The organism is Methylobacterium sp. WL18, from assembly GCF_008040015.1.
GTDB classification, from domain to species: domain Bacteria; phylum Pseudomonadota; class Alphaproteobacteria; order Rhizobiales; family Beijerinckiaceae; genus Methylobacterium; species Methylobacterium mesophilicum.
Genome location: NZ_VRVD01000083.1, coordinates 1 through 12,138, shown reverse-complemented (window position 1 = coordinate 12,138; position 12,138 = coordinate 1). Strand labels below are relative to the sequence as shown.

11 protein-coding genes and 1 riboswitch are annotated in these 12,138 nt (G+C 70.7%); of the genes, 9 read left to right on the top strand and 2 right to left on the bottom strand.

Annotation, left to right across the window (positions count from 1 at the left end; translation table 11 throughout):
• From secG to FV228_RS09565, 4 genes are all read left to right on the top strand, one after another.
• Positions 1 to 307: preprotein translocase subunit SecG (secG, locus tag FV228_RS09580; RefSeq protein ID WP_147854408.1), on the top strand; the 307-nt coding region annotated here is incomplete at its 5' end.
• Between the two features lie 227 nt (positions 308 to 534).
• Complete coding sequence (locus tag FV228_RS09575; protein WP_147854407.1) at positions 535 to 2,163, top strand: CTP synthase; 1,629 nt, start codon at positions 535 to 537, stop codon at positions 2,161 to 2,163.
• A 64-nt stretch (positions 2,164 to 2,227) separates the two neighbouring features.
• Positions 2,228 to 2,680: a DNA polymerase III subunit chi gene (locus tag FV228_RS09570; protein ID WP_147854406.1), complete on the top strand. Its 453-nt coding sequence runs from the start codon at positions 2,228 to 2,230 to the stop codon at positions 2,678 to 2,680.
• Between the two features lie 2 nt (positions 2,681 to 2,682).
• On the top strand, positions 2,683 to 4,254 hold the full coding sequence (locus FV228_RS09565; protein ID WP_147854410.1) for a peptidase S10: 1,572 nt from the start codon (positions 2,683 to 2,685) through the stop codon (positions 4,252 to 4,254).
• 3 nt (positions 4,255 to 4,257) lie between these two features.
• On the opposite strand, the gene FV228_RS09560 is transcribed toward FV228_RS09565, so the two are convergent.
• Both FV228_RS09560 and FV228_RS09555 read right to left on the bottom strand, forming a co-directional pair.
• On the bottom strand, positions 4,258 to 5,613 hold the full coding sequence (locus tag FV228_RS09560; RefSeq protein ID WP_147854405.1) for a discoidin domain-containing protein: 1,356 nt from the start codon (positions 5,611 to 5,613) through the stop codon (positions 4,258 to 4,260).
• Between the two features lie 223 nt (positions 5,614 to 5,836).
• Positions 5,837 to 6,859 (bottom strand): DUF4424 domain-containing protein, encoded by a 1,023-nt coding sequence (locus FV228_RS09555; RefSeq protein ID WP_246693876.1) that lies wholly within the window; start codon positions 6,857 to 6,859, stop codon positions 5,837 to 5,839.
• Between the two features lie 228 nt (positions 6,860 to 7,087).
• Positions 7,088 to 7,283, top strand: a riboswitch (cobalamin riboswitch).
• 33 nt (positions 7,284 to 7,316) lie between these two features.
• On the opposite strand from FV228_RS09555, the gene FV228_RS09550 reads away from it, so the two are divergent.
• The 5 genes from FV228_RS09550 to FV228_RS09530 all read left to right on the top strand — a co-directional run.
• A complete protein-coding gene (locus FV228_RS09550) occupies positions 7,317 to 7,499 on the top strand; it encodes a CbtB domain-containing protein (RefSeq protein WP_147854404.1) in 183 nt (60 codons plus the stop codon).
• Positions 7,500 to 7,515: 16 nt separating this feature from the next.
• Positions 7,516 to 8,250, top strand: coding sequence for a CbtA family protein (locus FV228_RS09545; protein ID WP_147854403.1), 735 nt, complete (start codon positions 7,516 to 7,518; stop codon positions 8,248 to 8,250).
• On the top strand, positions 8,243 to 8,656 hold the full coding sequence (locus FV228_RS09540; RefSeq protein WP_147854402.1) for a DUF1636 domain-containing protein: 414 nt from the start codon (positions 8,243 to 8,245) through the stop codon (positions 8,654 to 8,656). Before FV228_RS09545 ends, FV228_RS09540 begins: the two co-directional genes overlap by 8 nt.
• Positions 8,653 to 9,687, top strand: coding sequence for a cobalamin biosynthesis protein CobW (cobW, locus tag FV228_RS09535; RefSeq protein WP_147854401.1), 1,035 nt, complete (start codon positions 8,653 to 8,655; stop codon positions 9,685 to 9,687). Before FV228_RS09540 ends, cobW begins: the two co-directional genes overlap by 4 nt.
• Positions 9,688 to 9,759: 72 nt before the next feature.
• The coding region (locus tag FV228_RS09530; RefSeq protein WP_147854400.1) for a cobaltochelatase subunit CobN at positions 9,760 to 12,138 on the top strand (2,379 nt) is incomplete at its 3' end.

Sequence of the window (12,138 nt, the reverse complement as noted above, 5' to 3'; positions counted from 1 at the left end):
GGGCGGCGGTGGTGGCGGCGTCGGCGGTTTCATGACCGGCCGCGGCCAGGCCAACGCCCTGACCCGGGCGACCGCAATCCTGGCCGCCCTGTTCTTCACCACCAGCATGCTGCTCGCCGTGATGTCGCACCGCTCGGCGGCGCCGAAGTCGATCCTCGACACCGGCGCGTCGACGCCCGCCGGCCAGCCGGCCAAGCAGCCGACCGGGGCCGACAACCTGCTCGACACCCTGCGCCAGCAGCAGGACCGGGCGCCCGCGACCGCCCCGGCCCAGCCGGCCGTACCCGAGGCGCCGCAGTCGCGCTGACGCGGCGCATGGCCGAAACGGATACCGGGTCGGCACTGGACGCGCGTGACAACCGGCCCCGTGAGCCGCAAGAGGTCAGGCGGCGGATGAGCGAGGGCCGACGATTCGGCTCAGCTCCGGTCCGCCCTGGCGGGCCGTTCCCGTTGCCCGCCTGATCCCCAACCATTCCATCGCCGGCAGGCTTGCCGTTTGGCAAAGGCCAGCGCTTTCTGTATGGACCGAGGCCCATGACGCGGTACGTTTTCATCACCGGCGGCGTGGTTTCCTCCCTCGGTAAGGGACTCGCCTCGGCGGCGCTGGCCGCCGTACTCCAGGCCCGGGGTTACCGGGTGCGGATGCGCAAGCTCGACCCCTACCTGAACGTCGATCCGGGCACGATGAGCCCGACCCAGCACGGCGAGGTGTTCGTCACCGACGACGGCGCCGAGACCGACCTGGATCTTGGCCATTACGAGCGCTTTACCGGCGTGCCGGCGAGCCGGGCCGACAACATCACCACCGGCCGGATCTACCAGGACATCATCGCCAAGGAGCGGCGCGGCGACTATCTCGGCGCCACCATCCAGGTGATTCCGCACGTCACCAACGCGATCAAGGATTTCGTCCTCGACGGCAACGACACGTTCGACTTCGTGCTGGTCGAGATCGGCGGCACGGTCGGTGACATCGAGGGGCTGCCGTTCTTCGAGGCGATCCGCCAGCTCGGCCAGGAACTGCCCCGCGGCACCTGCGCGTACGTCCACCTGACGCTGCTGCCCTACATCCCGTCGGCGGGCGAATTGAAGACCAAGCCGACCCAGCACTCCGTGAAAGAGCTGCGCTCGATCGGCATTCAGCCCGACATCCTGCTCTGCCGCTGCGATCGGCCGATCCCGGTCGAGGAGCGGCGCAAGCTCGCGTTGTTCTGCAACGTCCGCGAGACCGCGGTGATCGAGGCCCTCGACGTGGCCTCGATCTACGAGGTGCCGCTCTCCTACCGGAAGGCCGGGCTCGACCGGGAGGTGCTCGGCCATTTCGGCCTGGAGCACGGCGAGGAGCCGGATCTCGGGCGCTGGACCACCATATCGGACCGGGTGCGCAACCCCGAGGGCGAGGTCTCCATCGCCATCGTGGGCAAGTACACGGGCCTGAAGGACGCCTACAAGTCGCTCACCGAGGCGCTGATCCATGGCGGCATCAGCCATCGGGTGAAGGTCAACCTCGAATGGATCGAGGCCGAGGTGTTCGAGCGCGAGGATCCCGCGCCGTTCCTCGAAGGCCTGAACGGCATTCTGGTACCCGGCGGCTTCGGCCAGCGCGGGGCAGAGGGCAAGATCCGCGCGGCCCGCTACGCCCGCGAGAAGCGCATCCCGTATTTCGGCATCTGCTTCGGCATGCAGATGGCGGTGATCGAGGCCGCCCGCTCGCTGGCCGGCGTCCCGGACGCCAACTCCACCGAGTTCGGCGAGACCTCCGAGCCGGTGGTCGGGCTGCTGACCGAGTGGCTGCGCGGCAACGAGCTGGAGCGCCGCGCCGCGGTCGGCGACCTCGGCGGCACGATGCGGCTCGGCGCCTACGACGCGCAGCTCGAGCCTGATTCGAAGATCGCTCAGATCTATGGGTCCACGCAGATTTCGGAGCGCCACCGCCACCGCTACGAGGTCAACATGGCCTACCGCGAGCGGCTGGAAGCGAAGGGTCTGCGCTTCTCCGGCCTTTCGCCGGACGGGCTTCTGCCCGAGACCGTCGAGCATGTCGGGCACCCATGGTTCATCGGCGTGCAGTTCCACCCGGAGCTGAAGTCGCGCCCGTTCGAGCCGCACCCGCTGTTCAAGGGGTTCGTCGGCGCGGCGATCGAGCAGAGCCGGCTGGTCTGAGCGCCGGGGCGCGGCTCCGCGCCGCTGCTCGCGCCGTGGCCCCGAACCCTATATCGGTCGGACCGTGACCGAGATCCTGTTTTACCACATGCAGCGACAGCCCCTGGAGAAGGTGCTGCCGAACCTCGTCGAGCGCTCGCTCGGCCGGGGCTGGCAGGCCGCGATCCAGGCGGCCACCGAGGAGCGGCTTCAGGCCCTCGACGACCACCTGTGGACCTATTCCGACGAGAGTTTTCTACCCCACGGAACCGACCGGGATCCCGACGCGGCCGGCCAGCCGGTGGTGCTGACGCTCCGCGACGTGAACCCCAACACGGCCTCCATCCGATTCCTGGTGGAGGGCGCCGACTTGCCGCCGGACGCACAGAGCTACGAGCGGATCTGCATCCTGTTCGACGGGACCGACCAGGACGCCCTGCTGCGCGCCCGCGAGCAGTGGCGCCAGGCCAAGGAGGCGGGCCACACCGTCGCCTACTGGCAGCAGGACGATTCGGGCCGCTGGAACAAGAAGGCTTGACCGTGCTCCTCCGCAAGCGTCTCGCGCATGCCGCGCTCGTCCTGACCCTGGCGGCGCCGCTGCCGCTCCACGCGCAGGACGCACACCATCCCGGCTCGCAAGCGGAGGCCAAGCCGGCGCCGCGCGGGCCGGAGGGCCGACGCCTGCCGCCGGACTCGACCACCCGCCAGAGTGTGACGCTCCCCGATGGACGGACCCTCGACTTTACCGCCACGGCCGGCAGCCTGCCGCTCGTCGACGAGGCCGGGAAGCTTCAGGCCGAGGTGGCCTACGTCGCCTACACGATGGCCCCGCAGTCCGGGCGCGAGCGCCCCGTCACCTTCGCGGTCAACGGCGGTCCGGGGGCGGCGTCCGCCTACCTGAATATCGGGGCGATCGGCCCGTGGCGGCTGCCGACCGGGGGCGCCAGCATCAGCCCGTCGCAACCGGTAGCGTTGACGCCCAATGATGGCACCTGGCTCAACTTCACCGACCTCGTCTTCATCGATCCGGTCGGCACCGGCTACAGCCGGGCCGCGGACGGGAACGGCAAGAGCTACTGGAGCATCGACAGCGACGCCGCCACGCTCGCGGCCGTCATCGCCCGCTACCTGCGGGTCAACGACCGCATGGCGAGCCCGAAATTTTTCGTCGGCGAGAGCTACGGCGGCTTCCGCGGGCCGCTGATCACCGAGAAGCTGCAGGAGGATATCGGCGTTGGCCTGTCCGGCCTGGTGTTGCTGTCGCCGGTGCTGGATTTCGGCTGGCTCGAGACCCCGCGGGCCAATCCCTGGGGCTACGTGCTGAAGCTGCCGTCCCTGGCGGCTGGCGCCCTCGAACGGGCGGGCACGGCGCCGAGCCCGGCTCTGCTCGGCGACGCCGAGGCCTACGCGGCGGGCCCCTACCTCGCCGACCTGCTCAAGGGCCCGGGCGACAAGGCCGCCGTCGCCCGCATGACCGACAAGGTCGCGGCCTTCACCGGGTTCGACGCAGCCTTCGTGAAAGCGCAGGCGGCGCGCCTGTCCACCCGCAGCGTCCAGCGCGAGTTCGACCGGGCGGAGCAGCGCGTCACCAGCGCCTACGACACCGGCATCACCGGCTGGGACCCGAATCCGGACGCAGCGCAATCGGGCTTCGAGGACCCCCAGCTCACCGCACTTCAGGCGCCTCTGACCAGCGCGATGCTCGACCTCTACGCGCGCACGTTGAAATGGCCGGTGCCGAACATGCGCTACGAGTTGCTGAACAATGCCGTGAACCGCGGCTGGACGTGGGGCTCGGGCCGGCAGGCCCCGGAGGCGCTGTCAAACCTGAAGGGCGTGCTGGCGCTGGACGGCCGGCTCCGGGTGCTCGTCGCCCACGGCTTCACCGATCTCGTGACGCCCTACTACGCCTCGAAGCTCCTGCTCGCACAGGTGCCGGCCTACGGCGCCGGGCGGGTCAGCCTCGCGGTCTACCCCGGCGGCCACATGTTCTACTCTCGGGACGATTCCCGGGCCGCGTTCAAGCGGGACGTCGAGCGCCTGTACCGGGATGCCGTACAGGCGCGCGGGGCGATCGCGGACCCCGTCGAGCACCGTGAGGACAAGCCCTGATCCTCAGGCAGCGTCGTCGAAGGCCAGCGCCTCGGCCGGGTACTCGATCATCATCCGGCGCTGCGTGTCGGTGTTCTGCCACTCGCCGACCTTGATGTAGCGCTCCTCCAAATCCCGGACCTCGACCACCCGGTCAATCGACGGGATGCCCCGGAAGATCTGCGGCCAGTTGGACGCGAAGTAGAAGACCTGCTCGACCCGCTCGGACAGGTGGCAGATCGCCGGGCCGAAGGTCCCCAGGCCGAACACGAGGTAGCGGCCGTTCACCAGGGCCGTGACGTCGGCGATCAGCGACTCGCTCTGCGTCTCCACCGGCAATCCGCGGCCCCGCGCGTAGGCCTCGACCTCGGCGATCACCGGGTTCAGCCGGTTCTCGAAGACCAGCTTTACCGAACGGATGCGGCCCTCGCCGAGCAGCCGGTCGATCACCATGCGGTAGAACGCGAAGGGCGGCTGGGGATAATGCGGGTCGACCCAGGTGCTGAAGATGTCGCCCGAGCGGATGTGGATCAGGAGCTGGTCATCAGGCTTGGGCGGGAACGTCGCCGGCAAGCCGTTGAACAAAGGGCGGATCATCCCCTGGATGATCGCCCGTGAATCCGGCGGCGCGTCGAGGCTCACCTGCCGCTGGAACTGCGTCGGATCGAAGAACAGGCCGGACAGGAAATACCCATCGGCCGGCAGCGGCTCGTCCGGCGGCAGGAAGGTGATGCCGTCACAGGTCAGACGCTCGGTCAGGAAGATGACCTTGCTGCGGTCGAACTTCGGAACCGCCACGTATTTCAGGTTCAGCGCCTTCGCGACGGACAGCGCGATGATGTACTGGATCAGGCAATTGCCGAAGGCGCCGTTCTGGTACACCGCCACGCCCACCAGGGCGCGGCTCGTGCGGCCCGGACTGCTCTCCAGGGTGTAGGCGGTGAAGGCGTTGGCGCCGGGCTTCTCGTTCAGGAGCGTCACGTCGAGGCCCAGCATGGCCCGCAGGGCGATCAGGTCGAACGCGGCCTCCTCGCACATGACCCGGACCGTGGCGTTCGGCATCGCGGCCGGAATCGCGACGCGCACGAAGCGCGTCCAGGCGCGCTCATCTGCCTCGATGACGGCAGTGCCCGCACCCGACTCGACCTGACGGAACGCGATACCGGGTTCGGACCAAGATGCGCCGTCCTGCGAGAACAGGATGGCGCCCTCCGCGACCGAATCGCCCTCCCCGCCCGGGATCACGACGACGGACTGGACCGGGAAGCGGCCGCCGAGGTCGAGCTCCAGCCAGGTCCCATCCGCCTCGACGACGCTCTGCGGGGCGCGGCCGGCGGCGAGATCGACGAGGGCGGGTGTCGGGGCGTCTGCCGGGGCCATCGTGTCTCCGAAGCGGTCTGGACCGGACGCGGAGGACGCGGCCGGAAGGCGCGCCCGGCGGTGCCCGTATCGAACCCGGCCCGTCAAGCCCATGGGCCCGCCGTGAGGGCCGTTCCCGATCGGGGGGCAATCGGGAACGGCCCTCAGTTCTTGATACAACGCGCTCGCTTACGCCGAACCGGTATCCACTTCGGCGGCGAGCGCTCGAGACCGCCCGACCGTCTCATCCGCCCGACCTGGTCTTGAGCAGCAGGATATCGATATCCCGCTTCGGAACGTAGTCCCTCGCGATCATCTCGAAGGTCGTCGGGCCGGTCTTCTTCACCTCGGCACCGCAGAACGAGACCAGGGTCGCGGGATCGCCCTTGTCCACGACCAGCTTGAACACGCCGATCGGGCCGGCCCAGTCGCCCCCGGAGGTGATCACGTGGGAGACGGATCGCTCGTAGGCCTGGAACGCCCGGCTGCCGTCGGCACTCGCCCGCCGATACAGGGCCTGGGCCACCCGCTCGAAGGTCGGGTCCGTGCAATATCGGGTCGCGTAGTGCGCCTTCTGCGCCGGGTCGAGGGTCGGCGCGCCGTAGGACAGGCTCGCGAGACCCCCGAGGCTCGGAACGTAGCTCTGGCGGATCGCGATCTCGCGCCCGGCCGGGAAGACCTGCCGGCGCCAGAACTTCGATTTCAGCGTCCAGAGCGGGGCGTCCGCGATCGTCCCGTCCTTGTGCTCCTGCCGCTCCAGGATCCCGGCAGCGATCAGGTCGCGGCGCTGGCGCTCGCCGAGCCGGCGCAGGGCCGCTTCCGTCGCCGCGGTGGTCGGCACGAGCGGGATCCCCAGTGCCTTGAGCTCGGCGGTGATCTCCACGGGCGGTGTGGCGCTCCGCATCAGGAAGGCCCGCTGCTCGACCTGCGCTTCGACCGGCTCGCCATCGACCGCGGCCTGGAGCTTCAGGAAGTTGTCGTGGGCCGGATCGGGAATCGAGACCAGCATCTCGGAGTCGCCGGTGATGTCGGGCATCGGGAACGTGATCGTGGTCTCGATGTCGGCATCGGTCTGGTTCCGGAACCGATAGTCGATCCGCACGGCCTGCTCCGAAAGGTACAGCTCCTCCGCGGCCAGGGCGATCCTGTCGGTCTTCCCCACGACAAGCCCCCCGGCGACGAGCGCGGCGGCGCGGTCGTCGGCCCGGACCGGAAGGGACGCCGCCGCCAGGATGGCGAGGGCCAGCGACAAGGTACGCATCGACATCAACGCTCACGGGTTCGAGAATCGGATACGGACCGGGATCGTCCACGCCGGCCGTTACACGGCGCCGGTGCCGACGGCCAAGCTGCGACGGCGGAAGCGCGCGTCGGCGACTCGCGCCCGGACGCGTTTCGACGCGCCCGGTGACCGCCCGACCCGCATATCCGCGCCGTACCCCAAGAGTCGGAAACGATTCCGCTGCGCGTCCGTTGTGCGAGAGCTGTCATGCGTCTACAACGATGGCGTGACGGTGCCCCGGCGACGGGGTGAAAAGGGAATGCGGTGAGGGGTGCGAACCCCGAATCCGCGGCTGCCCCCGCAACTGTGAGCGGCGAGCGTCTGCCAGTAGGCCACCGGAGCGATCCGGGAAGGCGGCAGGCGCGCCGAGCCGCGAGCCAGGAGACCTGCCGTCACGACGAGATCCCGCAATGCCGCCGGTGGGGCGGCTGGAGACATGTTGATGACCACCTCGACCCTCGCCCCCGTCGCCACCGGCACCCGCGCCGGAGAGCGCCCGGTCGCCGTCGCGCTCGCGGCCTTCCTGGGCCTCGGCCTGCTGTTCATGGCGGGCTTCTCGCCGGCGATCGCGCTGCACAACGCCGCGCACGATTTCCGGCACACCCAGAACTTCCCCTGTCACTGACGCCCCTGGCGCAGGGATGATCATCCGGCTTCTGTCGGCGGCCCTGGCCGCCGGCTTCCTCGCGGCCGTCGTCGTGACGGGCCTCGAGTTGACGCTGACCTCACCACTGATCGTGGCGGCCGAGCGCTACGAGACCAAGCAGACGCATCAGGCCGACCGGGGCCTTCCGGTCGTGCTGGCGCATGCCGGGCACGATCACGCTACCCCCGACGCCGCGCCCGAGTGGCAGCCCGGCGAGGGCCTGCCCCGGATGGCCTTCACGGCTCTGGCAACGCTCGTGGGCGGGGTCGGCTATGCCCTCCTGCTCGGCGCGGCGATCCTGGCCTGCGGCCGTGAGCCGACGCGTCAGGTCGGTGTCGCGTTCGCGATCGCGGGCTTTGCCAGCGTCGCCCTGGCCCCGGGCCTGGGATTGCCGCCGGAATTGCCGGGCAGCGAGGCGGCACCGCTCGCCGCCCGACAGGCGTGGTGGGTCATGACCGCCGCCGCCACCGGGATGGGCTTGTACCTGATCACGATCCGGCGCTCACTGATCGCGATCCTGGGCGGGCTCGTGCTGATCGTGGCACCGCACGTCGCCGGCGCGCCGCTGGCTTCGGAGGTGTCCTCGGAGCTTCCCGCAGCGCTCGCGGCGCAGTTCGCGGCGCGTTCGCTGGCGATCAGCTTCGTCTTCTGGATGCTGATCGGCCTCGGCTTCGGCTGGGCCTGGCAGGCTCTCGGCCACGGAAGCGCGCGCGGGACGGCCCATGCCTGAGGCCGTCCTCCCCGAGACCGTCCTCTACGTCTGCACGACCTGCCGCCGCCCGGGCGACGATCCGGACGGGCCCCGAGCCGGCGCGCGCCTGCTCGATGCCCTGCACGCGCGCAACACGGCCGGGCAGCTGCGGATCGAGGGCGTCGAGTGCCTGTCGGTGTGCAAGCGGCCCTGTTCCGTGGCAGTCGCATCCGGGAACCGCTGGACCTACGTCTACGGCGACATGGACCCGGCCGAGTCGGCAACCACCATCCTGGACGGGCTCGCGGCCTACGCGGCGACGCCGGACGGCATCGTGCCCTGGCGGGAACGCCCCGCCGCATTCAAGACCGGCGTGATCGCCCGCATCCCGCCCTTTCCCGATCCCCGCCCGCGTCCGGCCGGCACCTTGGAGGCTGCGGAATGACCATCGTGACCAAGATCCCCTGCACCATCGTCACCGGGTTCCTCGGGGCCGGCAAGACGACGCTGGTCCGCCACGTCATCGAGAACGCCAAGGGCCGCCGCCTGGCGATCCTGGTCAACGAGTTCGGCGATGTCGGCTTCGACAAGTCGTTCCTGGCCGCCTGCGGCGTCGAGGGCTGCACCGAGGATTCCATCGTCGAGCTGCCGAACGGCTGCATCTGCTGCACGGTCGCCGACGACTTCGTGCCGGCGCTCGAGAGCCTGCTCGGTCGCGCCGAGCCGCCGGAGCACATCCTGATCGAAACCTCCGGCCTCGCCCTGCCGAAGCCGCTGGTCCAGGCGTTCCAGTGGCCGGCGATCCGCTCGCGGGTCACCGTCGACGGCGTCGTCGCCGTGGTGGACGGGCCAGCCGTGGCGACGGGTGCCTTCGCGGAGGATCCCGAAGCCCTGGCCGCCCAGCGCGCCGCCGACACAGCGGTCGATCACGACAACCCGCTGGAAGAAGTGTTCGAAGACCAGCTCCTCTGCGCCGACCTCGTCGTCCTCAACAAGTCCGACCTGCTCGACGCCGAGACCCGCGCCCGGGTTCGTGCCGAGGTCGAGGCGCAGCTGCCCCGCGCCGTGAAGGTGGTGGAGACCGAGAACGGCGCCATCGACCCGCTGGTGCTGCTCGGGCTCGGCGCCGCGGCCGAGGACGACCTCGACGCCCGCCCCTCGCATCACGGCGACGGCGAGGACCACGAACACGACGACTTCGAGACCGTGGCCCTGCCGATCCGCCCCGCCGTCACCGCCGGCGACCTCGCGGCCCGCGTCGAGAAGGCCGCCGAGGCCGCGGGCGTGCTGCGGATCAAGGGCTTCGCCGAGGTCGAGGGCAAGGCCATGCGCCTCGTGGTGCAGGGCGTCGGCCGGCGCGTCGCCCACCATTTCGACCGGCCCTGGCGGGCGGGCGAGAACCGGGACGGGCGCCTTGTGGTGATCGGCCTGAAGGGCTTCGACCAGGGCGCCGTCGCCGCGGCGCTCGCGGGATGATCGCGATCGCGCGCGCTCCCTCGTTGAGACGCTGCGCGCACGCCCGATCCGGCGTGGCCTAGGAGGCGCGCCATGCATCTCGTCCGCATCGATACGGTCTCCCTCGACGAGGGCGAGGCGGCGGTGGATCTCGGGCAGGAGCCCGGCGATCTCGTCGTGCTGTCGTTCACTGACAGCGACCTCGCCGGCATCGGCCAAGCCCATGCCACAGAGCCCGGGCTGCCGAGCCTACGGCTCGCCAAGCTCGCCAAGCTCCGGCACCCGATGTCGGTGGACCTCTACGTCGAGCGCGTCGTCGCCCGCGCGAAGATCGTGGTGATCCGCTGCCTCGGCGGTCTGGATTACTGGCGCTACGGCATCGAGCGCTGTGCCGCCGCGGCGCGGGCGCACGGCGTCGTGCTGGCGGTGCTGCCGGGCGACGACCGGCCGGACCCACGGCTCGCCGGCTTCTCCACCGATCCGGACCTCGCCGAACAGCTCGACGGATATTTTCGCGCCGGCGGCCCGGAGAACCTGCGGCGGATGCTGCGCCTGCTGGCCGTCCGGATCGGTGCGGGCGGCGTGGTCGAGCCGCCTCAGCCGCTGCCACGAGGGTTTCCCTGGTGCCCCGGCTGCGGCGCGCTGCCTCTGACCATCGCCATCGCGGCAGCCGAGACGGCGGTTCCGCTGGCCGACGTGCGGACCGGCACGGCACCCCTGGTCTTGCTGCTGGTCTATCGCTCCGCGGTGCTGGGCGGCGATACCGCGCCGTTCGTCACCCTGGTCGCGTCGCTGCGCGCCCGCGGCATCGGCGTGCTGCCGATGGCGGTGTCGAGCCTCAAGGAGCCCGAGGCGGCCCGGGCGGTGGCCGAGGCCGTGCGGGCCCGCAAGCCGGATCTGGTGATCGCCGCCACCGCCTTCTCGGCGCGGGAGGACGGGATCGACTTCGTCCTCGATGGCGCCGATTGCCCGGTGCTCCAGGCCTACACGGTCGGCTCGCCCCAGGCGGCCTGGGAGGCTTCGGCCCGCGGCCTCGGCGCCCCCGACCTCGCCATGCAGGTCGCCCTGCCGGAATTCGATGGCCGGCTTTCCGGCTTCCCGATCTCGTTCAAGGAAGAAGCCGCCGAGGTCGCCGGCTTCGCCGAGCGCCGGGCGGTTCCGTATCCGGCCGGCATCGAAGCCCTGGCCGAACGAGCGGCGGGCTGGCTGCGTCTCGCCGCCCTCCCCCGGGCCGAGCGACGGGTGGCCGTCGTGCTGTCCGACTATCCCGCCCGCGGCGGCCGGGCCGGCTTCGCGGTCGGCCTCGACACCCCCGAGAGCGCCCGCGCGATTTTTTCCGATCTTGCCGGGTCGGGTTACGCGACCGGCCTGCCGCCCGAACCAGCCGTGCTGATGCAGGCGCTTACCGAGGGCGAGACGGGGTTCGTGGTGCCGCTGGCGGATTATGGCGCTTGGCTCGCCGGATTGCCGGCAGGAATGCGTGACGCGCTGACCGCAGCCTGGGGCGAGCCGGCCGCCGACCCGGTGTGTCGCGGTGATCTTTTCCGGTTCCGGATGGTCACAGTCGATGCCGCTGCACGTCGGCCAGCGTCACACGGCGGTCCGGGCAGCCTCGAAGCGAAGCAGCTTTCGCACGCCTTGCCGGAGGAGTCGTGGGTCCCCTCTCCCGTTCGGGAGAGGGACAGGGTAAGGGATGCGCCTCGTCCGGAAAGACCTGATCCCTCACCCCAACCCTCTCCCGAACGGGAGAGGGGGCACGTGGCGTTACCCGCGGGCCGCGGTGTGACTGCCGAAGCTGTTGCGGCTGGTGCGGGTAAACTCGCGCTCTTCCTCCAGCCAGACCGTGGTCGCGACCCCGACCGCAAGTCCGGCTACCACGATCCCGAGCGCGTCCCGACCCACGCCTACCTGGCGTTCCACCTCGGGCTCCGGCAGAATTTCGATGCGCTGGTACAGCTCGGGACCCACGGCACCACCGAGTGGCTGCCCGGCAAGGCGGTGGCACTGTCGCCCGGCTGCTTCCCGGCGCTCTGCGTCGGCGGATTGCCAGTCATTTACCCGTTCATCGTGGACGATCCGGGCGAGGCCGCGCCGCTCAAACGCCGGCTGGGCGGGATCGCGCTCGGCCATCTCACCCCCGATACGGAGGTGCACGCCCTGTCGCCGGAGGCCGCGCGCCTGCGCGAGTTGGTGGAGGAATATTCGTCCGCCAGCGTGCTCGATCCACGCCGGGCCGGGCTGATCGCCACCGCGATCCTGGAGGATGCGGAGGCCGCCGGACTGCTGGCGGGTGCCGGGATCGGGCCGGACACGCCCATGGACGAAGCGCTCACCCGCCTCGACGCCCATCTCTGTGACCTCGGCGAGACCACGTTCCGCGACGGGCTGCACGTGTTCGGCCGTGCCCCGGACAATGCTCCGGAGCCGGTCCTGGCGAGCGCCGCCGGCGAGCGCGCGGGCCTTCTGGCGGCC

Excerpts from the sequence above, each read along its gene's own strand:
- FV228_RS09575 (WP_147854407.1), top strand. The coding sequence starts at position 535 with ATGACGCGGTACGTTTTCATCACCGGCGGCGTGGTTTCCTCCCTCGGT.
- FV228_RS09560 (WP_147854405.1), bottom strand. The coding sequence starts at position 5,613 with ATGGCCCCGGCAGACGCCCCGACACCCGCCCTCGTCGATCTCGCCGCC.
- FV228_RS09555 (WP_246693876.1), bottom strand. The coding sequence starts at position 6,859 with ATGTCGATGCGTACCTTGTCGCTGGCCCTCGCCATCCTGGCGGCGGCG.
- FV228_RS09550 (WP_147854404.1), top strand. The coding sequence starts at position 7,317 with ATGACCACCTCGACCCTCGCCCCCGTCGCCACCGGCACCCGCGCCGGA.
- FV228_RS09545 (WP_147854403.1), top strand. The coding sequence starts at position 7,516 with ATGATCATCCGGCTTCTGTCGGCGGCCCTGGCCGCCGGCTTCCTCGCG.
- FV228_RS09540 (WP_147854402.1), top strand. The coding sequence starts at position 8,243 with ATGCCTGAGGCCGTCCTCCCCGAGACCGTCCTCTACGTCTGCACGACC.
- cobW (WP_147854401.1), top strand. The coding sequence starts at position 8,653 with ATGACCATCGTGACCAAGATCCCCTGCACCATCGTCACCGGGTTCCTC.